Origin of the sequence: Fluviicola sp., assembly GCF_039596395.1 — a bacterium.
In the GTDB taxonomy this organism is placed as follows: domain Bacteria; phylum Bacteroidota; class Bacteroidia; order Flavobacteriales_D; family Crocinitomicaceae; genus Fluviicola.
In genome coordinates, this window is sequence record NZ_JBCNJT010000001.1 from 402,077 (window position 1) to 427,129 (window position 25,053).

The 25,053-nt window shown below is 43.3% G+C and carries 26 protein-coding genes and 1 tRNA gene; 17 read left to right on the forward strand and 10 right to left on the reverse strand.

From position 1 onward, the window contains the following. Position 1 precedes the first annotated feature (1 nt). Complete coding sequence (locus tag ABDW02_RS01545) at positions 2-1,183, forward strand: hypothetical protein (RefSeq protein ID WP_343631462.1); 1,182 nt, start codon at positions 2-4, stop codon at positions 1,181-1,183. Positions 1,184-1,224: 41 nt separating this feature from the next. On the opposite strand, the gene ABDW02_RS01550 is transcribed toward ABDW02_RS01545, so the two are convergent. Then, entirely contained in the window at positions 1,225-2,007 is a 783-nt protein-coding gene (locus ABDW02_RS01550; protein ID WP_343631464.1) for a hypothetical protein, read from the reverse strand. Between the two features lie 236 nt (positions 2,008-2,243). On the opposite strand from ABDW02_RS01550, the gene ABDW02_RS01555 reads away from it, so the two are divergent. The 14 genes from ABDW02_RS01555 to rlmD all read left to right on the forward strand — a co-directional run bounded on the left by ABDW02_RS01555 (position 2,244) and on the right by rlmD (position 14,365). Next, positions 2,244-2,669, forward strand: coding sequence for a hotdog fold thioesterase (locus ABDW02_RS01555; RefSeq protein WP_343631466.1), 426 nt, complete (start codon positions 2,244-2,246; stop codon positions 2,667-2,669). After that, positions 2,666-3,637, forward strand: coding sequence for a chorismate-binding protein (locus ABDW02_RS01560; RefSeq protein ID WP_343631468.1), 972 nt, complete (start codon positions 2,666-2,668; stop codon positions 3,635-3,637). The genes ABDW02_RS01555 and ABDW02_RS01560 overlap by 4 nt, the downstream gene beginning before the upstream one ends. Before the next feature lie 130 nt (positions 3,638-3,767). After that, complete coding sequence (menD, locus tag ABDW02_RS01565) at positions 3,768-5,468, forward strand: 2-succinyl-5-enolpyruvyl-6-hydroxy-3-cyclohexene-1-carboxylic-acid synthase (protein WP_343631470.1); 1,701 nt, start codon at positions 3,768-3,770, stop codon at positions 5,466-5,468. Positions 5,469-5,810: 342 nt separating this feature from the next. Next, on the forward strand, positions 5,811-6,563 hold the full coding sequence (locus ABDW02_RS01570; protein ID WP_343631472.1) for a TerC family protein: 753 nt from the start codon (positions 5,811-5,813) through the stop codon (positions 6,561-6,563). Next, on the forward strand, positions 6,563-7,138 hold the full coding sequence (locus ABDW02_RS01575; RefSeq protein WP_343631474.1) for a hypothetical protein: 576 nt from the start codon (positions 6,563-6,565) through the stop codon (positions 7,136-7,138). Before ABDW02_RS01570 ends, ABDW02_RS01575 begins: the two co-directional genes overlap by 1 nt. Positions 7,139-7,183: 45 nt before the next feature. Beyond that, positions 7,184-7,453, forward strand: a complete 270-nt coding sequence (locus tag ABDW02_RS01580) for a DUF493 family protein (protein ID WP_343631476.1) — start codon at positions 7,184-7,186, stop codon at positions 7,451-7,453. A 3-nt stretch (positions 7,454-7,456) separates the two neighbouring features. Next, the gene (locus ABDW02_RS01585; RefSeq protein ID WP_343631478.1) at positions 7,457-7,942 is read left to right on the forward strand and encodes a hypothetical protein; all 486 of its coding nucleotides are present in this window, start codon (positions 7,457-7,459) and stop codon (positions 7,940-7,942) included. A gap of 83 nt (positions 7,943-8,025) precedes the next feature. Continuing rightward, entirely contained in the window at positions 8,026-8,343 is a 318-nt protein-coding gene (gene trxA, locus ABDW02_RS01590) for a thioredoxin (protein WP_294676283.1), read from the forward strand. Between the two features lie 66 nt (positions 8,344-8,409). Beyond that, positions 8,410-9,090, forward strand: a complete 681-nt coding sequence (locus ABDW02_RS01595) for a hypothetical protein (RefSeq protein WP_343631481.1) — start codon at positions 8,410-8,412, stop codon at positions 9,088-9,090. 90 nt (positions 9,091-9,180) lie between these two features. Then, a complete protein-coding gene (gene lpxD / locus ABDW02_RS01600) occupies positions 9,181-10,227 on the forward strand; it encodes a UDP-3-O-(3-hydroxymyristoyl)glucosamine N-acyltransferase (RefSeq protein ID WP_343631483.1) in 1,047 nt (348 codons plus the stop codon). Position 10,228: 1 nt separating this feature from the next. Then, complete coding sequence (locus ABDW02_RS01605; protein WP_343631485.1) at positions 10,229-11,635, forward strand: bifunctional UDP-3-O-[3-hydroxymyristoyl] N-acetylglucosamine deacetylase/3-hydroxyacyl-ACP dehydratase; 1,407 nt, start codon at positions 10,229-10,231, stop codon at positions 11,633-11,635. Then, entirely contained in the window at positions 11,632-12,408 is a 777-nt protein-coding gene (lpxA, locus tag ABDW02_RS01610) for an acyl-ACP--UDP-N-acetylglucosamine O-acyltransferase (protein WP_343631487.1), read from the forward strand. The genes ABDW02_RS01605 and lpxA overlap by 4 nt, the downstream gene beginning before the upstream one ends. A 68-nt stretch (positions 12,409-12,476) precedes the next feature. Then, positions 12,477-12,896 carry an Rrf2 family transcriptional regulator gene (locus ABDW02_RS01615; protein ID WP_343631489.1) on the forward strand — a complete coding sequence of 140 codons (420 nt, stop codon included), beginning with the start codon at positions 12,477-12,479 and terminating at the stop codon, positions 12,894-12,896. 41 nt (positions 12,897-12,937) lie between these two features. Continuing rightward, positions 12,938-14,365 carry a 23S rRNA (uracil(1939)-C(5))-methyltransferase RlmD gene (rlmD, locus tag ABDW02_RS01620; RefSeq protein ID WP_343631491.1) on the forward strand — a complete coding sequence of 476 codons (1,428 nt, stop codon included), beginning with the start codon at positions 12,938-12,940 and terminating at the stop codon, positions 14,363-14,365. Positions 14,366-14,412: 47 nt separating this feature from the next. Here the strand turns inward: rlmD and ABDW02_RS01625 are convergent, their stop codons facing one another. The 5 genes from ABDW02_RS01625 to ABDW02_RS01645 are packed head-to-tail and all read right to left on the reverse strand — an operon-like array spanning position 14,413 to position 19,440. Continuing rightward, positions 14,413-15,168, reverse strand: a complete 756-nt coding sequence (locus tag ABDW02_RS01625; protein WP_343631493.1) for a DUF1295 domain-containing protein — start codon at positions 15,166-15,168, stop codon at positions 14,413-14,415. A 1-nt stretch (position 15,169) separates the two neighbouring features. After that, positions 15,170-16,141 (reverse strand): NAD-dependent epimerase/dehydratase family protein, encoded by a 972-nt coding sequence (locus ABDW02_RS01630; RefSeq protein WP_343631495.1) that lies wholly within the window; start codon positions 16,139-16,141, stop codon positions 15,170-15,172. Then, the gene (locus tag ABDW02_RS01635) at positions 16,141-17,532 is read right to left on the reverse strand and encodes a sugar transferase (RefSeq protein ID WP_343631497.1); all 1,392 of its coding nucleotides are present in this window, start codon (positions 17,530-17,532) and stop codon (positions 16,141-16,143) included. The genes ABDW02_RS01630 and ABDW02_RS01635 overlap by 1 nt, the downstream gene beginning before the upstream one ends. A 14-nt stretch (positions 17,533-17,546) precedes the next feature. Then, positions 17,547-18,407, reverse strand: coding sequence for a hypothetical protein (locus ABDW02_RS01640; protein WP_343631499.1), 861 nt, complete (start codon positions 18,405-18,407; stop codon positions 17,547-17,549). Positions 18,408-18,441: 34 nt separating this feature from the next. Beyond that, positions 18,442-19,440: a Gfo/Idh/MocA family oxidoreductase gene (locus ABDW02_RS01645; protein WP_343634244.1), complete on the reverse strand. Its 999-nt coding sequence runs from the start codon at positions 19,438-19,440 to the stop codon at positions 18,442-18,444. A gap of 187 nt (positions 19,441-19,627) precedes the next feature. On the opposite strand from ABDW02_RS01645, the gene ABDW02_RS01650 reads away from it, so the two are divergent. Continuing rightward, positions 19,628-19,703 (forward strand) — tRNA-His (locus ABDW02_RS01650). A gap of 160 nt (positions 19,704-19,863) precedes the next feature. On the opposite strand, the gene ABDW02_RS01655 is transcribed toward ABDW02_RS01650, so the two are convergent. The 4 genes from ABDW02_RS01655 to ABDW02_RS01670 all read right to left on the reverse strand — a co-directional run bounded on the left by ABDW02_RS01655 (position 19,864) and on the right by ABDW02_RS01670 (position 23,865). Continuing rightward, positions 19,864-20,400, reverse strand: a complete 537-nt coding sequence (locus ABDW02_RS01655; RefSeq protein WP_343631501.1) for a type 1 glutamine amidotransferase domain-containing protein — start codon at positions 20,398-20,400, stop codon at positions 19,864-19,866. Between the two features lie 125 nt (positions 20,401-20,525). After that, the gene (locus ABDW02_RS01660) at positions 20,526-22,598 is read right to left on the reverse strand and encodes a hypothetical protein (RefSeq protein ID WP_343631503.1); all 2,073 of its coding nucleotides are present in this window, start codon (positions 22,596-22,598) and stop codon (positions 20,526-20,528) included. Then, complete coding sequence (locus ABDW02_RS01665) at positions 22,585-23,412, reverse strand: hypothetical protein (protein WP_343631505.1); 828 nt, start codon at positions 23,410-23,412, stop codon at positions 22,585-22,587. The genes ABDW02_RS01660 and ABDW02_RS01665 overlap by 14 nt, the downstream gene beginning before the upstream one ends. A gap of 3 nt (positions 23,413-23,415) precedes the next feature. After that, positions 23,416-23,865 carry a hypothetical protein gene (locus ABDW02_RS01670; protein ID WP_343631507.1) on the reverse strand — a complete coding sequence of 150 codons (450 nt, stop codon included), beginning with the start codon at positions 23,863-23,865 and terminating at the stop codon, positions 23,416-23,418. Positions 23,866-23,920: 55 nt separating this feature from the next. Here ABDW02_RS01670 and ABDW02_RS01675 point away from each other — a divergent pair, with 55 nt between their 5' ends. After that, positions 23,921-25,027 (forward strand): PHB depolymerase family esterase, encoded by a 1,107-nt coding sequence (locus tag ABDW02_RS01675; RefSeq protein WP_343631508.1) that lies wholly within the window; start codon positions 23,921-23,923, stop codon positions 25,025-25,027. The last annotated feature ends 26 nt before the right edge of the window (positions 25,028-25,053 follow it).

The following is a 25,053-nucleotide window of genomic DNA, read 5'->3' on the forward strand; positions in this document are numbered from 1 at the left end:
GATGAAACAGCAGCCGTCATATAAGCGATTAAAGCAACTTGTTTTTGCAGGGATTATCGCGGTGTTGTTTATTCCGATGATTCAGCACAAGTTTCGCTTCCTGGAAGAGAAGCCGTTAAACGGTTCTTTTGCACTTTCTACGAAACCCGAATGGACCAAAAAGAGCTGGTTTTCGGGCGAATACCAGGAAAAACAGGATAAATACCTTGCCGAACACACCGGATTTTATCCTTCCTGGGTGCGTTTATACAACCAGTGGAATTTCAGCCTGTTTGATGTCATTCACGCGAATGGCGTGATTGCAGGAAAAGAACACTACCTGTTTGAGGAAAATTACATTTCGGCTTATTACGGGATGGATTTCGCAGGTGATAAAAAAATAGCCGAAACAAGCAGGCAGTTGAAGCTGGTGCAGGATACCCTGAAGAAAAAAGGAATAGACCTGGTTGTTATCCTGGCTCCCGGAAAAGCAAGTTACGTGCCTGAATTCATCCCGGATAAATACGCCTCTTCTAAAAAAGGCAAGACCAATTTTGAAGGTTATCTTAAAGCATTCAACAAACAGGCTGTTGCTTATATCGACATGCACACCTGGTTTGAATCCATGAAGCGTACGACAAAACATCCTTTATTTTCCAAAACCGGGATACACTGGACGGCTTATGGCCAGTTCTTAGTAGCTGATTCCCTGGTAAACTACGTTTCAAAAAGCACGAAGCATGAAATACCCCGGTTGGTATTGGAGAAAACGGAACTTTCAGATATAGCCTTGATTGATGACGGGGATATTCAGAAAGGTGCGAACCTGATGTTCGATATCCGGGATTTGAAATTGGCCTACCCGAAATTCCATCCGAACCGTGCACCGGAAAAGGAAGATCCGAAAGTCATGGTGGTTTCGGATAGTTTTTATTGGGGATTATTCAATTCCAATGTATCCAATTGGCTGTTCAATAACGGAGAATTCTGGTATTATAACGAACAAATCTATCCGAATTCCTATACAAAGGAAACCTGGGCGAAAGATCAGGATCTGAATAAAAAACTGGAAGAAAACAAGGTGGTGTTCATTATTTGTACGGATGCCAATTTGCCGCGTTTGGGCTTTGGTTTCATAGAGCGTGCTTATGAGCTTTACTATCCGAAAAATAAAGGGACTGCTTTCGCAAGTCCCCTTATTTGATTTAGGCGCAGGTAGAAATCGGTGTTTACTTTAGGTAACTTTTATTGTGGTTCAGTTTTTTCTGTTGGTTCTACCGGTAATTCAATAGCAGGGACTCCGGCCGTTGGTTCGTAATAGTCCGGAATGACTTCACCCTCAATTACATCTCCGTTAATCTGGATAGGAGCTTCTCCAAGCGTGTAACTGCATTTGGCAGGTTCTGCTTTTAAAGTCAGGATCAATTTCTTCCCTTTTGCAAAAGATTCCAGTTTTTGTTGGTGCAAAGTGTCTGCAATGTGTTTTTTGGAAAGATAAATCAAATCAAAAGTTTCCTTCTTGAGATGGTCTTTGTATACCGTGAGTTCGAAATTCCCGGATTCATCCGTGTAGCCTTTCAGGATCGTTTTTCCTTCCTGGTGGATCTCAACCGGAGAGTTTGCCAAAGGCTTTCCGGTTTTTTCATCTTTTAGTTGTCCGCTGATCTTCATAGGGAATTTCAGCTTGTTGAAGGCTTTTTGTTTCACAGTAGCTGCATCATCCGGTGCCGACTCGCAGGAAGAGGTTATCGGACCCAAAAAACCAAGTATACCCAGTAAAGATAATCCTACCCGATAGGAAGCACCGGACAATGCAACAGATGAAGTTTTCGAACTGATTTGGTGGTTATTGAAAATCCCACAAACCTTTTTCGGGCTTGAGGAAATAATGTGGCTGATTTCAGGTGCTGTTTTCTGACGAAAATCGATCAATGTTTTCTCACAGCTGGAACAATAATAGTCACCGTCACGTTTTTCCATTTGCGTATGTGACTGATTACAAGGTAATGACATGATCGGCTTGCTCATAACTGTAGTTTGATGAACTGAAAATAGAGATTAATTGATTCGCCTCTTTTCAAAAAATGTGAAGTGTATATTTGCTTTAGTCAGAGGTAAACTTTTGATCTTAAAAAGAATCGTTCGCCGGATTTTGAAATAAAAAAGGGATTTCGGGGTACTTGTTTGAAGGGATTATGTAGTAATTTTATCGGGAAAAGCAGTGATTAGTTCAAATTCATTGCTGCTAAAAGAGAATGGAACCGATGAAAAAGTTGAAGCAAGTACCGCTGGAGCAAATTAACCTCATGGGAAAAAATACCATGATGGACCACCTGGACATGAGATGTGTTGAATTGGGGGATGATTACCTGGTTGCAACCATGCCCGTTGATCACCGCACGCACCAACCGATGGGATTGTTGCATGGCGGAGCAAGTGCTGCATTAATCGAATCGATTGGTTCCATGGGATCTGCCTTGCTGATCGATTTATCGAAAGAAGCTCCGGTTGGGATCGAGATCAACGCCAATCACATCGGGGCGATTAAAAGCGGTTCGGTGAAAGCCATCGGGAAGATCGTACACGCAGGTTCGCGCACCCACATTTGGCAGGTAGATATTTTTGACGAATCCAATGACCGCTTGATTTGTACAGGCCGGTTAACCGTAATGATAGTTCCGAAAGCGTGAAAGATTTATTGATTTACAGATTGCCTAAAGCTTCGCCTGTTATAAAAAGAGGTGCTTTTTCCGAATTGAAAGCAGGAGAAAAACCGCTTGGATTTGTTGTTTCCGATTTTTTGCGCGAACGGATTTTTCATTTCAGTGAAGCTGCGGAATTTGATCCGGAATTTGACTTTCATTACAATGGGAAATTCCCGACAGTTATTTCACGCAGGGATTACCAGATCGAAGCACAGGCTTTTTTGAATTCCTTTCCTTTATTGGGGGTCGAAAAGGGCGTTTTTTCGCGTGTGAAACAGACTCCTTTCCCGGGTGAAAAAGCATTTGACCTGTTCCACATCCTGGAAAATACCTATCCCAATGCCTTCTGCTACCTGATTTCTTCATCGGAATTTGGTACCTGGATAGGAGCTACACCGGAATTGCTGATGAACCAGGAGGGAATGGTTTGTAAAACCGTTGCATTGGCGGGAACTCACGGCGAAAACGAAGAGCACGAATGGACGCCGAAAGAATTGGAAGAACATGCTTTTGTAGTAGATGCCATCAAGGAAACACTGGAACGCAACGAATGTGTGGAAATTGAAGCTGAAGGGCCGTATGTGGTTCAGGCCGGGCCTGTTCAGCACTTGAAAACAGATTTTCACGCACTCCTGACGAAACCCAATGCGTGGTCCATTGCTTTGGATTTGCATCCGACTCCTGCAGTTTGCGGAACTCCGCGCAGAAATGCCATGGAAGCCATCGCAAGCCGTGAAATGCACAACCGCGAATTGTATACGGGGTTTATCGGCTTATTTGAAGAAGGAAATACGAATTTGTTTGTAAACCTGCGTTGCGCGCAGTTATTTGCAGATAAAGCATTTTTATACGTAGGTGGAGGTTTTACGGTGGATTCGATTCCGGACCTGGAATGGGAAGAAACGGAACACAAAGCCGAAACCCTGATGCGGGCAATGAAGAAAGTTTATTAAAAGTTCAAAAGTTCAAAAGTTCAAAAGTTCAAAAGTTCAAAAGTTACTTTAGTTTTAAACCTCTTGAACCATTTAAATATTTTTGATCTTTTTGAACCCTTTGAACCTTCAAAGAAGTTAATTTTACACCATGATTTCAAGTGCAAAATTGGAAGTGCAACTCATCGTTGATGGTTGTAAAAAAGTAGGTGTAACGCATGTGGTTATTTCCCCCGGATCCCGGAATGCTCCGTTGAGTATTGCTTTTGATGAAGATCCTCACTTCCATGTTTTTGTAGTGCCGGATGAACGTGTGGCGGCATTTTATGCACACGGAATGGCCCAAAAGCTGAAGAAACCGGTCGTTATCACCTGTACTTCAGGTTCTGCACCCTTGAATTATTACCCGGCTATTGCCGAAGCATTTTACCAGGAAACTCCTTTGATCGTTATTTCTGCCGACAGGCCTGTTGAGTGGGTCGACCAGGGAGACGGGCAAACCATTCGCCAGGAACGTGTATTCGATCAAATGGTCTTGAAAAGTGCGCAATTGAATGAAATCCATTCGGACAATCAGCGCTGGCATTTTGAACGCAAGCTTTCGGAAGTGTTGCAAGCTGCAAACGGCGCGAGAAAAGGCCCGGTGCATCTGAATGTTCCTTTTTCCGAACCGCTCTACGAAACAACGAGTGATATTCACGTGCTGAAGAATTGGGTAGAACTTGCCGAAACGCAGTCTTCTCTGACAAAAAACAGCAAAAACAAACTGGAAACGCTCTGGAACGGTTCTGAAAAGCGACTGATCATTGTAGGGCAAATGGAGAGAGATACGGATTTGCAGGAAGTTCTTGAAAAATTAGCTTTGGACGGATCAACAGCAGTCCTGACAGAACATACTTCGAATGTATTCAGTCCGTATTTTGTTTCAAATATCGACAGAACGCTGAATATTATCCCGGAATCGGAAGTGAAATCCTTTCACCCGGATTGCATTGTTACCATCGGCGGAGCAATTATTTCAAAGAAGATCAAAGTGTTTTTGCGTCAATCCAAAGCGCCGGTTATTCGTTTCGGGGAAGATTTTCCGTTCATGGATACCTATCAGCATTTGCGCTTTACGGCTCCTGTTACTGCTCTGCATGGTTTGGAATTTCTCCTGGAATTGGTTCAAAACAATCCGCATAAATCGCGTTTCGGGTTTGCCTGGAAGAAAATCGACCAGTTTGGTTCTGATGATCAGAAGCAGATTTGTGCCGCGCAGCCCTGGAGTGATCTGAAAGCGATGGAATTTGTCATGGATGTGATCCCGGATTACTGCAACCTGCATATTTCAAACAGTTCACTCATTCGCTATGCCTTGTTATTCGATCCGATCAAAACGGTAAATTACTGGTGTAATCGCGGAACAAGCGGAATCGACGGAAGCAGTTCAACGGCGGTCGGTTCGGCAATCGTCTCCCCGAATGAGCCACATGTCCTGGTAACAGGCGATCTTTCCTTCTTTTACGATTCCAATGCCTGGTGGAGCAAATACCTTCCTGCCAACCTGCGGATTATTTTGGTAAATAACGGGGGCGGAGATATTTTCAACATCATTCCCGGACCGAAGTCAACCAATCAGTGGAAAAAGATTTTTGTTGCCGAACAGGAACTATCTGCAAAGGACATTGCAAAAACATACGACCTGGAATATTTCCACGCAACATCACAAATTGATCTGGACCGGCAATTGGAACCGTTTTTCGCTGCAAGTGCCAATGGAAAACCAAAGCTTTTGGAGATTAATACCATGAAGGAAGCGAATAGTGAAATCCTGGAAGCGTATTTTAAAGCGTTTAAGAAAAGAGTATAAATGTTCAAATGTTTCTGACGTGGCAGATTCAAATGTTCAAATTTGGGTTCAAACACGATTTGATCAGAATATTGATTTTGAACTTTTTGAACCCTTTCAACTCTTGAACCTGGAAGAAAACAAAGGGAATCCAAACTGCTAAAAACTACTACGAAAAAGACAGCTGGACTCCCTGATTGGTTTGAATGCCTCTTAATAGGGCAAGGTTCAATAATGCTAATGTAAGTAAATCAGTCTTTTAAAACAAAATTTAAATTCCAAAAATTCTGTTAAAAATGAAAAAAATCACAAATCCATTTTTTGTAGTTCAATTGGGGTTAAATTTGTTCCAAAAAATAGAAAGTGGATTTTCATATATTGACTACCGGCATCGGAATTTTTTACCTCGTTGTATTAACCCTGTTAGAGATTGTTCTGGGGATTGATAACATTATTTTTATCTCCATCATTACCGATTCTCTGGTAAAACAGGATCAGCGTAAAGCACGGCTGTTAGGTTTGAGCCTTGCATTGATCATTCGATTGTTGATGCTGAGTATTGTTTCGTACATCATGACACTGGATAAAACGCCTTTGTTTACGGTTTTCGATATCAAGTTCACAGCCCATTCACTGGTGTTATTGATCGGGGGATTGTTCCTGATCTATAAATCAGTCGGGGAAATGCACTCCAGTGTGAAAGGAACACACGATGAAATCAAGAAAAAGAAGAAAGTGCGTTTAGGCGCTGTGGTTTTGCAAATCGTTGCAATCGACTTTATTTTCAGTTTCGACTCTGTGATCTCTGCGATTGGTATGACCAACGATATTCGCCATGAAACACACGGAAACCCGTTCATCATTATTGTTTTGGCCGTTATTATTTCGATGATCATCATGCTGATCTTCGCAAAACCGATTGCAGACTTTATCAATGCGCGACCAACGATCAAAATGATCGCGCTGGGCTTCCTGGTAACGATCGGAGTATTGTTGATTGCAGAATCATTCGGTCAGCACATCCCGAAAGGATACATTTATTTCGCGATGGTCTACGCCTTGCTGGTGGAGTTCCTCAACATCCGTATGCGCAGAAACAATAAGGAACAGGAATAGTGACACCGGAAGAAATTTTGGCTGTTCTGCGTATTGAAAGCCCGGATGAGGTAGAAGATGCGCTGGAATCGGAGCTTTTTGAGATCCGGAAATCCATCCTGGCGAAACCCTTGTTGCGTTTGACGCTCAAGTCGAAGCTTACAAGATTGAACATCCTGGCGAAAATTGCAAAGAACGGGCACTTGCTTCCGGAACAACCGGTCATTCCGTTTCAGTACGAATTGGAACAGACTGACCGCGTTCTGGCTTTGTGGGAAAATTACATGCAGGCAAAAAGCCGCTGGAAAATGATCTTTACCCAAACGCATACGCCGCTTGCAATGGCAGCAATTCTTGAAGAAGGACTACAGATGGAATTGGCGTTTTCAAAACAATTTCTCGACCGCGACTGGGCGGAGGAAGAACCGGTTTTCGGTACGGAACCCGATCCGATGCTGATCCAAAACGGGTTGAAACAAGCTGCCCAAAAAGGCTGGTTAACCTTCGCTGATTTGGAAAAGAATAAAAGTGAGTTGGAAAAAGACCTGCTACTTGCTTTAAAGCGCTTATCTTTGCTGCCGAAATATTTACACTGAGCGAAGCAGAAGTGCTTTGCTAAAAAGAATCAAAATAGATAAACAATGAGCGAAGGAACTTTTGATAAGTTAAAAGAACAATTAAGCATGGAGGAATGGCCCAATGTCTATTTCTTTAAATTCATTGTACCGAATACTCCGCATTCTTTGGCTCAAACAACCGCTTTATTTGATGAAACGGCACAAATCCAGTTCCACGAGTCAAGCAATGGCAAATTCGTCAGTGTAAGTGTGAAAGAAATGATGCTGGACGTGGATTCGATCATTGCGATTTATGAAAAAGCTCAGGTAATCCCGGGAATAATTTCCTTGTAAACGATGAAGAAAAGAAGTGTATTGACCCTGGTGGGGCTGAGTCTGGCAATTACGTTATTGATCCTGTTCCGTGTGAATTTCGTGAAAGGAATCCGTTCCTGGGAAAGTAAAGTGCTTGGAACGCTGATTGCCCTGGCTGCGATTATGATGTTGTATGTTGCCTATAAATCGGTGATTAAGCGGTTCTCCAAAGGAACTTTGAAAAAAGAAGAATATGCCTTGCTTTTCGACCTGGAAAATAAATCCCAAAGCGGCGAAGTGGAATTCTATTTCACCATTGAGCAATCTAAAAAAGTTGTGTTTTCAATTTTGAATGAAAAAATGGAAGCAATCAAAGTCGTCCAGGACAAAGAATTTCCTTCCGGAGGCCATATTGTCCGCTTTGATGTCAAGGAGTTGGCCAACGGGATCTACTTCTATTGCCTGGAGACAGATAATCAGAAAACCATGAAGAAAATGTTTGTTCAGCATGACAATCTGACAGTGTAAATTGTCCTGGCAAAGCTTTTGACAAACAAAAACAAATAGTAACTTTAGACCGACGAAAGAAGTCACACAAAATTGAAACAATTATGGCATTAGAAATCACAGATGCAAACTTTGAAGAGCTTGTATTGAAATCAGACAAACCGGTTATGGTAGACTTTTGGGCAGAATGGTGTGGTCCATGTAGACTAATAGGTCCAATCGTTGAAGAAATGGCAAACGAATACGACGGTAAAGCAGTTATCGGTAAGGTAAATGTTGACTTGAATCCGGGAGTTTCTGCTCAGTTTGGAATTCGTAACATCCCTACGATCATTTTCGTAAAAGGTGGTGAAATTGCTGACAAATCAGTTGGTGCTGTTCCGAAAGGACAGTTGACTGCTAAGTTAGATGCATTGATTTAATTTAGAATTCAATCATAAAAAGGTCCGCTTGTCGGACTTTTTTTTTGAACCCTCACACGTATACACATGAAGAATTTTTGGAGACGCCTGCGATTGTATGGATTTGGCTTTGGTGTCGGGCTGATAATGGTTTTTTTCTTTTTCAGGAACCGCGGTTGTACCTGGCTGCCCGAAAACCGGGTAAAGAATACCTTCCTGGGGAAAGTACTCGTCATTTCGGACGCAAACCAGCGGATTTTTGACAAGCAAGGCCTGAGCGATTCCCTGATCGTTTCTTTTCTGAACGACGGCGCAATTGCTTTCGGATCGAGCAAGAAACAGGGAAACCTGAAGGTTTACGAGATCGAAAAAGAGATCAACGGAAAGAACGTCGAATTGTGGTTTTCCATGCCTGAAGATGCATATGTTGCCGAAGCTGTCTGGCCGAAAGGATCCATCCAGAAATTCAAAAGTACCACCGAAGGAATGGGGCGGATGATCCATTTTCCGAACGTGAAAAGCTTTGTTTACCTGAAGGAAAACGATGAGTTGAAAAAACAAATGGCCGAATTCGGGATCAAGGACGAAGAACAGCTTCAGTTCCTGTTGATGAAAAACGGATTGATCGATTTTTCAAAGTCGCAATTGAATGCTGAACCGGTGCCGGAACAAATGGTGGTTATTCCGCGAAAAAACGGGGATACACTGACCTCCAGAACGACGTGGTTCAAGGATCATATCGAGTTTTACGAATTCGGTCGCAACTAGCTTCGGATTCAAGTCATTTCAACACAATGACATGTTAATAAATATGGGTTAACACATACGTAACCTAAAGGTTTTTACTAATTTTGTCGAATGGAATTTTCAGCGCTGCAAATAGCTACTATACTGAACGGTGAAGTCGTTGGCAACTCGGATGTTACAGTTGCTGGCCTGGCTAAAATTGAAGAGGGACAGAAAGGCACACTTTCATTCCTTTCGAATCCGAAGTATGAAGAATATATTTATACAACGCAATCAAGTATTTGCATTGTCAATAAAACATTTACACCTTCCAAACCGCTTCCGGAAACATTGACGCTGGTAAAAGTAGACGATGCTTATGCGTGCTTTGCCAAGTTGCTGGAAGTTTACAACCAAATGCGCCAGAAACAGCCGAAGATCGAAACTCCTTCTTTTATTTCTGAAACCGCTAAAGTCGGGGAAGGCTTATACCTGGGAGCATTTGCCTACATCGGTGAAAATGCCGTGATCGGGAACAATGTGAAAATTTATCCGCAGGCATACATCGGAGACGGAGTAGTCATCGGAGACGATTGTACAATCCACGCCGGAGTGAAGATTTACGCCGATACGAAAATCGGGAACCGTTGTGTATTGCACGCCGGTGTTGTGATCGGTAGTGACGGTTTTGGTTTTGCACCGGACGAAAAAGGCGTATTCTCCAAAGTTCCCCAAATCGGGAATGTGATTTTGGAAGACGACGTGGAAATCGGTTCCAATGCAACAATCGACTGTGCAACGATGGGATCAACCGTTATCCGTCAGGGAGTAAAAATCGACAATTTGGTTCATTTGGCGCACAACGTAGAGGTTGGACATCATTCGGCAATTGCGGCTCAGGCAGGTGTTGCCGGTTCGGCAAAAATCGGGAAGCACGTCATGATCGGCGGACAAGCCGGTATCAGCGGGCATTTGCATGTAGCCGACGGGACAAAAATCGTAGCACAATCCGGAATTCCGAATACCATCAAAAAAGCGGAAGTATTGATGGGATCACCGGCCATTCCTATGGATGATTACAAGAAATCATTCGTCGGATTCAGAAGACTTCCGATCATTATCAAAAAACTATCTGAACTAGAAGATAAAATTAAAACACTTTCAAAATCTGCAGAATAATATGTCGGAAAAACAGTTTACCCTTAAAGAAAAAATCACATTCAATGGTGTTGGTTTACATACCGGAGAAGCAGTAGTTATGGAAATTCATCCGGCTGCTGAAAACCACGGATACAAATTCCAGCGATTAGACGTAGACGGTCAACCGATCATTAAAGCAGACGCAGATTTAGTAGTTTCTACGGATCGCGGTACTACATTGGAGGCAAACGGAGCAAAAGTGTATACCACCGAGCACGTATTGGCGGCATTGTACGGAATGGAAGTTGACAACGCGCTGATTACACTGACAGGGCCGGAGATTCCGATTATGGACGGATCTTCTTTGCCGTTTGTAAAAGAAATCCAGCGAGTTGGAAGAGAAGAGCAAAATGCAGAACGCCTGTATTTCGAATTGACTGAAAACATCAAGTGGGAAGACGCCGAAAAAGGAATCGAGTTTTTGGTTGTTCCCGATAAAAATTACCGCGTTACGGTAATGGTGGATTACAATTCACCGGCTTTGGGCACGCAGCATGCTCACATGTATCATTTGGGTGAATTCGAGAAGGACATCGCGGCGTGCAGAACATTCTGTTTCTTGGGAGAATTGGAGTTCCTGGCTAAAAACAACCTGATCAAAGGAGGAAGTTTGGACAATGCCATCGTTTTGGTTGAAAGAAACGACGTGACGGAAGAAGAACTGGACCGTTTGGCGAAATTGCTCGGAAAAGATAAATTGAAAGTGAATTACGAAGGGATCGGGGTCCTGAACAGCCTGAAATTGCAGTTCGAGAACGAACCGGCTCGTCATAAATTATTGGATATCGTAGGTGACTTGGCTTTGGTAGGCCGTTTCATCAAAGGACATATTTTGGCAGCCCGTCCGGGACATTCCGGGAATACACGCTTTGCCAAAGTGTTGAAAGAAGAAATTAAAAAACAAGAAAAAGGGCCGCGTTCATTTGATCTGGAGCGCGAACCGCTTTACAATATCAACGATATCGAGCGCATGCTTCCTCACCGTTACCCGTTCTTACTGGTTGATAAGGTGATGGAGATCACAGAGGACAAAATCGTGGGTGTGAAGAACGTAACGATGAACGAACCGATGTTCCAGGGACATTTCCCGGGCAACCCGGTTTTTCCGGGAGTTCTTCAAATTGAAGCAACAGCGCAGTGCGGAGGAATTTTCGCTTTGAGTAAAGTAGAAGATCCGCATTTGTACTCCACGTATTTCATGAAAATTGATAACGTGAAGTTCAAGCAAAAAGTTATTCCGGGAGATACATTGGTATTCGAATTAACATTAATTTCACCTATCAGACGTGGGTTGGTACACATGCAGGGAAATGCATATGTAAACGGAAAACACGTCATGGAAGCAGAAATGCTTGCACAAGTCATTAAAGATAAAGTAGAAGCATGATAAGTCCGTTAGCACAGGTTTCTCCGAGCGCGAAATTAGGAGAAGGGGTAGTTGTAGAAGCATTCAGTACAATTTACGATGATGTTGTCATCGGAGCAGGAACGAAAATCCATCCGAATGTAACCATTTATCCGGGTGCCAGAATCGGTGAAAATTGTGAGATTTATCCGGGTGCGGTGATTGCCGTAATTCCCCAGGATTTGAAATTTGACGGCGAATACACCACCGTGGAGATCGGTGACAGAACCGTGATTCGTGAGTGTGTAACCATTCACCGCGGAACGAAAGATATGTGGAAAACTACTGTAGGAAACGACTGTTTGCTGATGACTTACGTACACGTTGCCCACGACTGCCAGATCGGGAATAATGTGATTATGGCAAGTTATTCCGGTTTGTCCGGACACTGTGTAGTGGGAGATTATGCGATCCTGGAAGGACGTTGCGGATCCCAGCAGTTCATTCATGTCGGAGCGCATTCCTTTATTGCGGGCGGATCATTGATCCGTAAAAATGTTCCTCCTTACGTGAAATGTGCGCGTGAACCGCTTACTTATGCCGGTATTAACTCTGTGGGATTGAGAAGACGCGGATATACGGATGAGCAGGTTCGTGAGATCGAAGATATTTACAGAATCATTTTCGTTCAGAACAGCCACGTAACGAAATCATTGGATATCGTGAAAGAAACTATTCCGGATTCACCGATCAGAAGAGAAATTCTTTCCTTTATCGAAGCTTCCGATAAAGGAGTAATTAAAGGATTGATATAACAACCTTTACAACGGTATTTGCTCTTTTTTCGAAATTAATTGTAAATTAGATCAACTGACTTATTTCAATGTTATCAAAGAAAACAAAATATGCTTTACATGCTTTGACCTACTTGGCAAAGAAGGAAGCTAATGAACCAACTTTGATCCTTGAAATAGCAGAGAACAGCCGTATTCCCCGGAAATTCCTGGAATCCATTCTTCTGGACCTGAAAAAACAGGGAATCCTGAATTCCAAAATGGGGAAGGGCGGAGGTTATTTCCTGCGGCAAACACCGGCACAGATCCAGATATCCACAATTATCCGGCTTTTCAACGGGCCGATTGCGCTGCTTCCGTGCGTGAGTTTGAATTATTATCAACGCTGCGATGAATGTACGGATGAAAAGACCTGTGGTTTGAATAAAGTGTTTATCGACGTCCGGAATGAAACACTTCGCATTTTAGAAAACAAATCAATTCAGGATATTGTCAATCAGGAATTGTAATAGCATACCATCCGGTTGCGGCCGGATAACAAACAATCAAAGTGGTACATAGAAATCAGATTATTGAAGTTAAGATCGACGATTTTGCATTCGGCGGTCAGGGAATTTCACGCATGAAATCGGAAGAAGGGGATTTTATCCTGTTTGTGGAAAATACCTTCCCCGGACAATTTGTAAGAGCACGTGTTGACAAGAAGAGAAAACGCCATGCCGAGTGCAAATTGCTGGAAGTACTGGAGCGTTCTCTTTTGGAAAAAGCATTGCCTTTCCAGGAGATTTCAGGTGCTCCTTACCTGTTTGTACCGATTGAGGTGCAGCAGGAATACAAGAAAAAATCTACACTGGATGTGTACCGCAAGATCGGCCGCATTCCGGACCCGAACAGTTTGTTCGACACCTTTATTTCCTCTCCGGAAGCATTCTTTTACCGCAATAAAATGGAATACAGTTTTTCCAGCATTGAACACGTGCCGGAAACAGGAGAAGAAATTGACGATGCTTTCGCTTTGGGTTTCAAACGAAGAGGAACCTGGTGGAAAGTAGAGAACCTGAATAAACCCAGCGGATTATTCGATGAGCAATGGGAAACCATTCTTCCGGAATTCCGCGATCTGCTGAAATCATTCGGGCTCCCGGCCTGGCATCCGCCAAGAAAAGAAGGTTTTTTCCGTCACATCGTGGTGCGTAAGTCATTCGACCAGGACCAGTTGTTGCTGCACATCGTAACCAGTTCGGCAGGAATCAAAAAGTTCGACAAAGCACAGGTTGTTTCCTTTTTGAAAGAAAAGCTAGGGAATCGCCTTGCCGGAGTCTGGCATACCATCAATGACAATGTTGCCGACCGTGCAAAAATTGAGAACGGGACCAGCGAACTGCTTTTCGGTGACTCGGTAGTTGTTGAAAAAATGCTGGGATTGTCTTTCGAGATCAGCATGGAAAGTTTCTTCCAGACCAATCCGAAAAGTGCCGAGCGACTATATACCAAAGCAATCGATTATGTTTGCGACCACGCGAAAGACGGAGGTGTAATCATGGATTTGTTTTGCGGAACAGGAACAATCGGACAGTTGGTGGCACAGCGCGTAAATGCCGGAGAGATTATCGGTGTAGACATCGTGGAGGAGGCCATTGAAGACGCCAAACGAAACGCTAAGCGCAATAAGCTGGAGCATTTACATTTCTTTGCGGCAGACGTAGGAAAATTCCTGTCGCTGCACCCGGAATACCTGAACCGCATTGATACGATCGTATTGGATCCGCCGAGAGCAGGTATCGCCCCGAAAACCTTGCAGAAAGTGATGGCTTTGGGAGCTTCTCATTTGGTTTATATTTCCTGCAATCCTTCCACACAGGCACGGGATACGGAAACGCTGGAGCAAGGAGGCTATAAACTCACGAAATTGTCGTTGGTAGACCAGTTCCCGCATACGAGCCACATTGAGGCTATTGCGGTTTATGAAAAGATATAATAGCATTCCCGTAGGTACGCGATTAATCGCATTCCTGCGGGAAAATATCAACAAATAAACGGGATTACCGCCTTTCGGTCTTTCGGGTAATCTTCAAATGTTTGCTTATACCATTTGTGATTTGCAAGAGCTCTTGGGAATAAATTGCAGAAGGTAAAGAAAGCGAAGCAAAATGCCGGCATATTCCAGCACAGGATTGCGAAACCGATCCATTCTACCAGTTCCCCGCCCAAGTTCGGCGCTGAAATGTAATTAAACGGTCCGCCATATGGGATTTTATACCCGTCTGCCGGATTCTTTCTTAAACCGATCAGAATGGTGTCTGAATAAATGTTTGTGAACATCCCGAAGACAAACAGGAAGCCTCCAACTATGAACTGCCAGGAAGTGAACCAATCCAAGGTATACGAAGAAAAATGTGACAGGTAATAACCGATCAGAAAACCGTTTGCCAGGTTGTGGAACATAGCCATCCCGACGATACTTACCGGAATCTGCTTGCCTTTTGTGCGCGTTCTGAACGGATAAATAAAGCTTCTGTTAATATAATGAGCTGTAAACAACCCTACGATCGTCCAGTCAACGGCAGAAAGCGTTTTCGGGCCGGTGAGAATGAACGAATAAAGAACAACCAGCACAAAACCTTCCATGATCACCCAGCCCCAGCGGTTCGACATTAACGGGCCCCATTTGGAATTGGTGAATTTCCCGTATGGAGCATCTTTGAACTGAAGTCCTAAAAATGCAATGATCCCTACACCGATCCAGGCATAGCAGAAGTAGTAAAATGTTTCTTGTGTCATACTAGTGATTCTCGCGATGCCAAGATAATAAATCTTTCATCGTTTCATCGACCGGGCGCGGATTATGTCCCAAATCTTTTTTGGCTTTCTCCGATTGAATGTGTTTGTTGCCGAATTCCAGGATTTCAATACTTTCTCTTGTCACGGAAGGATCCTGTTTCATGAGTTTGTAGTAGGTGCCGATAACCGGGAGGAAAGATTTCACCAGGCCGATCGGCACTTCAAAACACGGAATGCGTTTATTGGAAACTTTGGCAACCACGCGGGAAAGGTCTTTTAAGGTATAATAGCTTCCCCCGAGAATGTACGCTTCTCCCAATTGGCCTTGCGTCAGTGCATTGCAGACCGAGTTTGCAACATCGCGTACATCGACCCAATCGTAGCCGCCTTTGAATACGAAAGGAATGCGTCGTTTCGCCATGGAAACAAAAGCATTGTTCTGCTTGCATTTTGCATAATTCGGAGGGCCGAACACACAGGTAGGATTTACAACAATAATGGGTAAACCTTCTTCAAAGTATTTGCGTGCGATCATTTGCCCGTCGCGCTTGCTCTTGTCATATGAATAGGCCGAATCGGAGACAAAATTCCGCGTTTCATTCATCGGTTCATCCATCGGAAGGTGATCGTATGCATGTACGGAGGAAAGATGAACAATCCGTTTCAGGTTGCTCGCTTTTGCGACTTTCAGCACATTTTCCAGTCCTTCGATATTGACTTTCTGTACCAGTTGGTTTTTATCCCCGTTGATGGAAATAACGGCCGCGCAATGAATGAGGTAATCGCAGTCTTTCATTAGCTCAGTCAAAGCTGCTTCGTCATGCAAAGAACCCTTAACGGTTTCGATGTTTTTGCTTTCCAGGAAATTGCTTTTGGAATGGACCAGTGCTTTGATGGTGTAATCCCGGCGGATCAATTCTTCAATGATCGCATTCCCGATATGGCCGTTGCCGCCTGTGATAGCAACTTTCATTATTTTCCTTTTGCTTTCACAATGATCAATACGGTATGCATCAGGATTTTCAGGTCGAGTGCAATGGATCTGTTCCGCAGATAAAGCAGGTCAAATTTCATGCGCTGGATCATTTGATCCACATTTTCGGCATAGCCGTATTTTACCTGTCCCCAGGAAGTAATTCCGGGCCTTACTTTAGTTAATTCCAGGAATTGAGGTTCGCGTACTTTGATCTGGTCAATAAAGAATTGTCGCTCCGGCCTAGGACCTACCAGGGACATATCGCCCTTCAGTACGTTGAAAAATTGCGGAAATTCATCCAAACGCGCTTTGCGCATGAACTTACCGATCGGTGTGATCCGCGGATCATCGGTACTTGAAAGCTGTGGGCCCAATTTTTCCGCATCGGTGTACATTGTACGGAACTTAATGATCTTAAACGGTTTTCCGTTCAGTCCGATGCGTTCCTGGAAAAACAGGATAGGTCCCGGAGAAGAAAGTCTCACGGCAATTGTCAGGAAAATATAGACCGGGATGAGTAAAATAATGGCAATAATGGAAAAGACTATGTCGAATAAACGCTTGGCAACGCGCTGCCAGTAAGGCATTACTTCTGCATTGACCTCCATCAGAAGCGCTCCGAAAATGTTGTTCAATTTTACTGAACCCGAAAGGATGTCATACATATCGGGAAGTACTTTGATGACAATATTTTCTCCGTTGATCCGGGAAATAATGGTTTTCAAACGTTCGTGTTCCGTACTTTCCAGAGCAATGATAATTTCTTCGATGCGGTTATCTGCAATGATTTTTTCGAGTTGGTCAACATGGCCCAGGTAAGGCATTTTGTTTTCCAGCAGTTTGTCGATGCCGTTCAGGTTCACGAACCCCACAAATTGATTTCCGCCTCCTTTTTCGATTCCTTCTATTTCCTGGTAAATGGCCACTGCTTTTTCGGATCCTCCGATCAATAAAGTTTTAAATCCGTCTTTGCGCAAATGAATTCTTCTTACGAGAATACTGGTGATCACCAATCGGGAGAAAAAAGTAAATCCGAAGTGAAGCAGGGTCAATGTTAAAAGGGAACGGTAGTAATTCACGTACGTATTTACGTCATCGTCCAATAACAGCACAAAAAACAAGACGATTGACCCGAAAATGGTTGCAAAAGCTGTGTAGGAAAGGATTTTTAAGCGATACAATCTTCTTACATCCTGGTACGTTCCCTGAAGTGCGTAAAACAGGAGCCAAAGTGCCGGAATGATTAGTATTCCGTAGTAAAAAGTTTGATTGAAAGAGAATTGTTCGTGCTCAATATTTGTTTTGCGGTAATAATAAAATAACGCCCACGATAACGCCGCCGTCAGGAAATCACTCGCAATAAATAAACCTCTGAACAATTTTTGCATTCTAACTGATAATTCTAGAAGTGTACCACTTTAATGTTATCGATAGAAACCTCACCCGAACTTAATCCTGCATCCAAATGCATTCTCAGATATTGGCGATACTTAATTCCGTTGGGAGTATTGGAAACCACATCTTTCAAATCAATGTAGATCTTTTTCCATTGCAGGTTGTCGGGACTTTGCTTGTTTGCCGTATAACCACCATGATCTACGGTATTACCGCTGACTTGTCTTTCGATCATTCCTGTCAAAATAGAACTGGTGTTTTTGTAGTCGAATTCCAGGTAAACCTCAGCACCGCTCTTGGGTAAAGTGAGTTCAGGCAATAAACCGATCCACAAAGAATCCGTTGTATTCAGGGAAAGATACCCGTAATTACCCCAGGGACCATTGGTAGGAATCTGGAGATTCAAATTCGGGCTGGAATTAACGGTTTCTTTTTCAAGGGTCAGGGAAGAGCTTTCGAAATCTTCGATATCAAAATGGGTGTTCGCTTCGTAGCTGGTAACCGGGTTGAAAGTGTAAGTTTCTCCCGGATTCAACTCTAAAGTGGTTTCGAAAGCTTTCGCAAAGGGATAGATCTTTTTAGCTACAGAAAGCCCGTTGTTTCGAATGGCAGGAAACAGTTGCACTTTGCAATTGCCGGAAACAAGCACCGGAATTTTGCAAGGCACTTCAAATACGCCGATAACTTTTCCGTCTACATATACCCAAACGTCACTAAAATTATGAGTTAACGCTCCGGGCGACATTGCCGAATTCGGGTTTGAATTAAGTGTCCATTGATTGATCTCAAGCCAAACAGGCAGCGGATTATTCTTCACGCAACTTGACAATCCGAAGGAAAGCAAAACAAAAAAGTATAAATATTTCATAGATAAGCCTATCTGTAGCTAACGCAAATTTACGTTAATTATTGTCGAAAACCGATAGATGTGCGGATTTCAGTTTGTCAATAATTTGGTAAGCTACATCCAAAGCACGGTATGCATCATCGATCGAAACGACAACAGGTTGATTATGAACGATGGAGTTATAAAATGAGCGCAATTCTTCCTGGATGGCGTTAGTCTTTTTAATTTCCGGTTTCAGAGCCGAAAAGTTCACATCGTCATTGAGTTGAAAGCTGAAAAATCCTGGCGCTTCTTCGTCTTTCGGTGTAATCATGATCTGGTCCACAGACTGGTTTAAGAAATCGATCACCAGGTATCCTGTTTTCTGGAAAATGCGTGTTTTTCGCATGTTGTTCAGCGACATCCGGGAAGCTGTCAGGTTGGCTACGCATCCGTTGTCGAATTCAATGCGTACGGAGGTAATATCCGGAGTTCTGCTAACTACGCTCACACCACTTGCAGAAATTCTGCGGATGGATGAATTGACACAACTCAAAACGATGTCCAGGTCGTGGATCATTAAATCGAGGATCACCGAAACGTCTGTTCCGCGCGGATTGTATTGTGCCAGGCGGTGAATCTCAAAGAACATCGGTTTGACGATCAACGGAGCTGCAGCCTGGAAAGCAGGATTGAATCGTTCTACATGCCCAACCTGCACAATTACACCTGCCTCGCGGGAAAGATCCAACAGGATTTTTGCCTGTTCAGTTGTTTCAGCAACCGGTTTCTCAATAAATACGTGTTTGCTGGAACGAATCGCCTTATAAGCAATGTCGTAATGATGAAGGGTAGGAGCAACCACATCTACGCAATCAGATGCATCAATGAGTGCCTGCATATCGTCCCAGCGCTTTACGTGATATTCGGAGATTGTTTTTTCGGCAGATTCATCCGACGGATCGTAAAAACCGATCAATTCGAACAGGTCCGGCAATTCAAGCAGCAACCGGATGTGGATCCTGCCCAAATGTCCTGCTCCAAAAACACCGATTTTCAATTTTTTATCCGCCATATTACAAATGTACGGATTCACCGAAGCGAATCCCGGAACAAACAGTTGTGTTATTAACAACGCATGTTTAGTTGAAGAAATGAGCTCAGAATCTGTCTGTTACCTGGTAAATAGTCAGAATTGCGAAAAAAAATCCGTTTCCCTGTAGGAATTTTAATAGAAATGCTTATTTTTGCGCCCACTTAACGGAGGTTGTAGCTCAGTTGGTTAGAGCGCCGGATTGTGGTTCCGGAGGTCGCGGGTTCGAGACCCGTCTCCCTCCCTCCAAAATAAAAAGGGCATTTTGCGATAGCGGAATGCCCTTTTTATTTTTCCTCAATGCTCGCACTCACTCTCACACTTTTTAATCGTAATGAATGCCCTTTTTTATTTTGGCAGTGTGAGTGATGAGATCAGAGTGTGTTTCTCATTTTACTCTCATTCTTATTGATGTATCCCTTCTTTAAATTCCTCGATCATTTTCCGGTTGAAAGCAGGTAAATCCTGTGGAGAGCGACTGGTAACCAATCCGTTGTCAACGACCACTTCTTCGTCCAGCCAACTTGCTCCGGCGTTTTGCAAATCAATTTTAACGGACTCAAAAGAAGTCATTTCGCGCCCTGCTACCACGCCTGCGCTGATCAATACCTGCGGACCGTGACAAATAGCTGCAACTGGTTTCTTCGCATCAAAAAAATCTTTCACGAAATCCAATACCTTGTTTTCCCGTCTTAATTTATCGGGGTTGATCACGCCGCCGGGAATTACCAATCCATCGTATTCAGAAGCTTTTACATCGTCGATGATATTATCAACCGGGTATTCTTTTCCCCAGTCACCTTTCGACCAGGACTTGATCGTTCCGCTTTTCAAACTCACAATTTCGGCCTGCCAGCCTTGTTTTTCAAGCGCTTCTTTCGGTGATTGCAATTCACTTTCCTCAAATCCGTCGGTAGCCAAAATGGCAATTCTCTTATCCATAATTCCTCGTTTTTACAATTGAAACTGTAAGTTACGGGAGCGGTGCCAGTATAAAAACCGGTTGCTGTTAAAGTGTGGTAAAGGATGTTAATAAACTAGTGAGGGTGAAAAATTTTTCAACCTTACTAGAACGAAACCCGCAATTGTACCGTAATATCTGATTTCTTTGAACCTTTAATCTCTTCTGCGCCGGAACTGATCGCATTTTTGTTGGCGTAGAGGTAAGTTCCGTAACGGATCCACAAATCGCAATGTCTCAGGAATGAAAACCGGACCAGAGCGTAGGCTCTTGATCCTTGATAATAATAAGCCGGGATCGAAAAAACGTAAAGAGCATTGTTTTCGAAGGTGTAAATCCGCGAATCGTAACTGTCTGTATCAAACAAAGCATAACGCAATGTCAGGTCAAAAGGCAATTTCTTGGGCTTAAACAGGATGTCCTGCGTAAAGATCCAACCGTCTTCCGCCGGACTGCTTTTACGATTGATGGTCACGTATTCAACCCGACTTTTCAGCGTAAAGCTTTCCAGTACTTTGTAAGACATGTTCAAGCGGTAATTGTTTTGTACCACATCTTCTATCGGAGTGATCGTTCCGTCCGAATCGCGCGAGTTTTTTTGACGGACCTGTTGTCTGAAGCGTGCATATATTTCAAAGACTTTATTCGGCTTATAAGTCGGCTGAACTAAGAATTCATAGCCTTTTGAAGGAGCATCAACCTGGTACTTCAGCCAGGGAAATTTGAAAAAATCGATGTAGGAACTTACCGACCATGCCGGCGCTAATCTGACCTTAATCCCGGAAAACAATCCGCTCTCATTCTGGGTGTTGCTTCCTTCTGAGAATCCGTTGTTGTAGAAGGAGAAATATCCTTTCGAGTAATTCCGGTAAATGACGGAGATGGAAACACTCGGATCTAAAATGGCCATTAGACCGTGCAGTTGCGCAAATGATTTCGAATGGGTACTGTAGGAAACTTCCCCGAAAAAGTTGACGTTTTTCAATACGAAATTATAGTCTCCGCTGATCGCCGTTGTGTTTTTTCCTCTGAATGCGTAAAGGTTGTACGGAACAGTGTCTTTTTGAAGCGGTTGGTTGTATTGCTGGTTTACGACCGCAATTCCTGCATTGAATCGAGTAGAGTTATAGCTCACGTAATTCCCGATAACCTGTTCGCTCAGTTTGTTCTTTTTGGCAATTTCACTGTTGGTACGGTGCAAACCGGAAAGATCGATTGTTGTGACAAATTCCAGATCATCTGTTAATGAATCGTTGATTCCCGAACCGTCTATTTTTTTGTTGCTGTAGAAAGTCAGCAAGTTCCACTTTTTATACCCGATAATAGCTGCTCCTCCGCGGAAAAAACGGTTTTCATCGACAGAAGTATAAGGCCGCAGTAAATTTGCAGCTTTCTTGGATGAGAAAATATCTGCACTTTTCCCAAAAGCATATCCGCTCCAGGTATTCAATCCTTGTCCGATCTGGATTTGGTAATCACCGGCTGCAACCGCGCGTACGTATTTTCCGCCTTTGTAAAATGCGTGAAAGGAATAATAATCGAAGCCGTTTTTCTGTGAGCCTTTGAAGAATTCTTCCCCAGGGTCTTTTTCGGCGGTGAATCCCAGGCTGATGTTTGTGCGGTAAGTATAGCGGAAACGGGTGTAGTATTTATCCGCATTCCCATGATAATACCCGTTGGAATTATTCAAAATGGAATCGGAGACCGGAGTGTATCCTTTTTTTCGTTCCGGTGTGCGCTGGTAACGGGTATACCATTCGATCTTCCCGTTTTTGATCGCATCTTTGAACGTAATGTGCAGATTTTCAAGCCGGTCGTCGACTTTGATGAAGGGAAGTACGAGTGAAATGGTGTTCAAATCCCAGTATTTCAGGGATTGAAGCTCGTAAATACTGATGAATTTCCCGAATCGTTCGATATGCAGAAGCGCATCGGTAATCTGGACTTCTGTCAGTAATCCGAGGGAACGCAATTCATCCGGGTTTGTATTATTCAGGTTAATGGGATTGTCGTAGAAATAGTTCAGCTGATCGAAAATGTTGGTTAAATCCAGTTCTTCCGATTCGGATTGTTCCGCGATAAACTCGACCCGTTGCTGGATAATCTCATTCCGTTCCTGTCCGAAAACACAAGAGCAAATAGTGGTGAAAAAAAGCAGCAGCAGTCTATTTTTTCTCATGCTCTTTGAATTGGTAGTTTAAACCGAAATTGGGCGACCAACCAAGTGTTTGATGGTATTTGGATCCCAGGTCGATGGAGAATCCGGAAACCCGGTACCTGATTCCGAGTGCAAATTCCATCGGTGCACTTTGAGCTCCGAAACGAATATAAAGTGGTTGCACCGGTTGATATTCCACGGCTCCTTTGAATGAAATTTTGGTAATGACCTGTTTTTCAACTTCTGCAAAAATGGAAACCTTTTTAGATGGTTTGTATTGAAATCCTCCGCGCAAAACCGTTGCAAAGCGGTCGTTTGTAGGGTTGGTGCGCTGTCTGCCGATATTCATGACAGATATTCCGACACTCCATTTTTCGGAAATTTTCGCCAAAACCCCGGCTTCAACAGTTCCGCTAATCGTTGAACCATAGTTTCCTCCCAGGCGCAAAGTCTGTACATTTCCCTGGACACCAACCTGGAGAAAATCCGTGAATTTCATACTGTATCCCAATCCAGCCCGGGTATTCCGGTATTGCTGATAACCGAAAAATTGTCCGCCGGCAGAAAGAACACCAACTTTTAAAGGAATGGCAACAGCAAGGGCTTGTGTTTGAAGTTCTTTGGTTAAAAAACGCGTTTCGTAGTAAGCACCGATTGAAATAGCCCTGATGGAAGCGGTAGCTCCCGGATTGTGGTGATATGCCCAGACATCATTGAGGCAAACACTGGTATTGGCCAGCGAAACTGCCCGTGATCCAACCGGATTCCATCCTTGTCCGAATGAGAACAGGTAGCTGAAGGATGTGAAGAGTAGTAGTAGTAAAAGTCTTGTCATGTTTTATTTTGAGAACAAACGGTGTTTGAGTGGAATTTTTTGGAGAAAATAATCCTCCTGCGTCAGGAAAAACCAATTATTTCCGGCATCCGACGAAATGGCGTAGATTTCATAGTTTTTATCGGAATCATCACGTGTTTCCTTATAAATCGTGTATTTGCGTTCAATCCAGTCGCCTTGTGATTTCATTTCCCTGAATAATGGATTGTATAAATTAACTGAATTTTCTCCGGTTTCGTTACTAAAGTGTTGAATAAATTCAGAATCTCCTAGGGAAGTATAATAACGGACAACGGCTGGATGACTTAAACCAGCATATTCCAGTGTGTTGTTTTCGTTATAGGATTTGACGTATTTGGATAATTGTTTATTTAACCGGTTTTCCTGCTCAGCAGACAAGGTGCAGGAGAATACCAGGAAAAGGACCATTGTGAAATTGAAAAATTTGAGCATGGATAATCAGTTTTGTCTGTGACTAAAATTAAATTATTTTTGAGAAAAATCTACTATGAAAAAAATCTTAACGCTACCTGTATTTTTATTTAGCGTATTTGCGGCATTTGCCCAGCTTACAGACCAAACTATTTCGATCAATGGCGTTTCCCGTGCTTATAAATTGTATATCCCGTCAGGATTTAACGCCCAGACTGAAAACCCGGATATGATCATCATCATGCACGGCCTTGGAGGAACCAATTCGGATATGGTAGGTGCCGGTTTCAATTTTATTGCCGATACTGCCCGTGTGATTGCGGTTTATCCTCAGGCTTTGAATAATAACTGGGGAATGTCGGCTTGGAATAACGGAACACTCCTGGGAAGTACGGCGGACGATATTGCGTTTATGAATGCATTGATCGATAAAGGGTTGAGTGATTACCACGTGAATCCTGCCCGGGTTTACGCTACCGGTTTTTCTATGGGGTCGATCATGTCTCATCACATGGCTTGTGTGATGAATAACCGCATTGCAGCTATCGGAGCGATGTCGGGAACGATGCCTTCTTCGGATATCAGTTCCTGTGTTCCTGCTTATAAAACACCGGTTATTCATTTGCACGGAACGGCTGATGGAACGGTTCCTTACGACGGATCAGCTTTGCCTTCTTTGAGTCTGGTTCCGCAAACCATGGCTTTCTGGAGAGGTGTTCATGGTTGTGATGCCGCTGCCGATTCTACACGTCTTCCGGATACAGGTACAGATACCATTACGATCGACCGTTTTGTCTACGACAATTGTAATCCGTCAGGGTCTGTGGAGCTGTGGAGATTCAACAATGCTGACCATGTTTATTTATACAAACCGGTGAACGATATCAACGAAATGATCGAAGTTTGGTTGTTTCTTCGGAAATGGACTCATTCAAATCCTACATCGCTTGGATTGCAAGACCAAGAGCTTTCAGTGCTGAAGATAAGTCCGAACCCATCCAATGGATTGGTACAGGTGAGCAGTGAGTTTGCTGGAATGTTTCAGCTAATCGATTTAAAAGGATCTGTGATCATTGAACAGCAAATTCAGGCAGGAACAACAGAGTTGGATCTGAGTGCTGTGAACAAGGGAGTTTACCTGGTGAGAATAGGAGAGAAGACCAGTAAGTTTGTTCTGAACTAAAAGGGAATCATTAAAAAAATAAGGAA

What these genes read in the sequence shown, in the direction of transcription:
- ABDW02_RS01545 (WP_343631462.1), top strand. Translation starts at nt 2, where the DNA reads ATGAAACAGCAGCCGTCATATAAGCGATTAAAGCAACTTGTTTTTGCA.
- ABDW02_RS01550 (WP_343631464.1), bottom strand. Translation starts at nt 2,007, where the DNA reads ATGAGCAAGCCGATCATGTCATTACCTTGTAATCAGTCACATACGCAA.
- ABDW02_RS01555 (WP_343631466.1), top strand. Translation starts at nt 2,244, where the DNA reads ATGAAAAAGTTGAAGCAAGTACCGCTGGAGCAAATTAACCTCATGGGA.
- menD (WP_343631470.1), top strand. Translation starts at nt 3,768, where the DNA reads ATGATTTCAAGTGCAAAATTGGAAGTGCAACTCATCGTTGATGGTTGT.
- ABDW02_RS01580 (WP_343631476.1), top strand. Translation starts at nt 7,184, where the DNA reads ATGAGCGAAGGAACTTTTGATAAGTTAAAAGAACAATTAAGCATGGAG.
- ABDW02_RS01585 (WP_343631478.1), top strand. Translation starts at nt 7,457, where the DNA reads ATGAAGAAAAGAAGTGTATTGACCCTGGTGGGGCTGAGTCTGGCAATT.
- trxA (WP_294676283.1), top strand. Translation starts at nt 8,026, where the DNA reads ATGGCATTAGAAATCACAGATGCAAACTTTGAAGAGCTTGTATTGAAA.
- ABDW02_RS01595 (WP_343631481.1), top strand. Translation starts at nt 8,410, where the DNA reads ATGAAGAATTTTTGGAGACGCCTGCGATTGTATGGATTTGGCTTTGGT.
- lpxD (WP_343631483.1), top strand. Translation starts at nt 9,181, where the DNA reads ATGGAATTTTCAGCGCTGCAAATAGCTACTATACTGAACGGTGAAGTC.
- ABDW02_RS01605 (WP_343631485.1), top strand. Translation starts at nt 10,229, where the DNA reads ATGTCGGAAAAACAGTTTACCCTTAAAGAAAAAATCACATTCAATGGT.
- lpxA (WP_343631487.1), top strand. Translation starts at nt 11,632, where the DNA reads ATGATAAGTCCGTTAGCACAGGTTTCTCCGAGCGCGAAATTAGGAGAA.
- ABDW02_RS01615 (WP_343631489.1), top strand. Translation starts at nt 12,477, where the DNA reads ATGTTATCAAAGAAAACAAAATATGCTTTACATGCTTTGACCTACTTG.
- ABDW02_RS01625 (WP_343631493.1), bottom strand. Translation starts at nt 15,168, where the DNA reads ATGACACAAGAAACATTTTACTACTTCTGCTATGCCTGGATCGGTGTA.
- ABDW02_RS01630 (WP_343631495.1), bottom strand. Translation starts at nt 16,141, where the DNA reads ATGAAAGTTGCTATCACAGGCGGCAACGGCCATATCGGGAATGCGATC.
- ABDW02_RS01635 (WP_343631497.1), bottom strand. Translation starts at nt 17,532, where the DNA reads ATGCAAAAATTGTTCAGAGGTTTATTTATTGCGAGTGATTTCCTGACG.
- ABDW02_RS01640 (WP_343631499.1), bottom strand. Translation starts at nt 18,407, where the DNA reads ATGAAATATTTATACTTTTTTGTTTTGCTTTCCTTCGGATTGTCAAGT.
- ABDW02_RS01645 (WP_343634244.1), bottom strand. Translation starts at nt 19,440, where the DNA reads ATGGCGGATAAAAAATTGAAAATCGGTGTTTTTGGAGCAGGACATTTG.
- ABDW02_RS01655 (WP_343631501.1), bottom strand. Translation starts at nt 20,400, where the DNA reads ATGGATAAGAGAATTGCCATTTTGGCTACCGACGGATTTGAGGAAAGT.
- ABDW02_RS01660 (WP_343631503.1), bottom strand. Translation starts at nt 22,598, where the DNA reads ATGAGAAAAAATAGACTGCTGCTGCTTTTTTTCACCACTATTTGCTCT.
- ABDW02_RS01665 (WP_343631505.1), bottom strand. Translation starts at nt 23,412, where the DNA reads ATGACAAGACTTTTACTACTACTACTCTTCACATCCTTCAGCTACCTG.
- ABDW02_RS01670 (WP_343631507.1), bottom strand. Translation starts at nt 23,865, where the DNA reads ATGCTCAAATTTTTCAATTTCACAATGGTCCTTTTCCTGGTATTCTCC.
- ABDW02_RS01675 (WP_343631508.1), top strand. Translation starts at nt 23,921, where the DNA reads ATGAAAAAAATCTTAACGCTACCTGTATTTTTATTTAGCGTATTTGCG.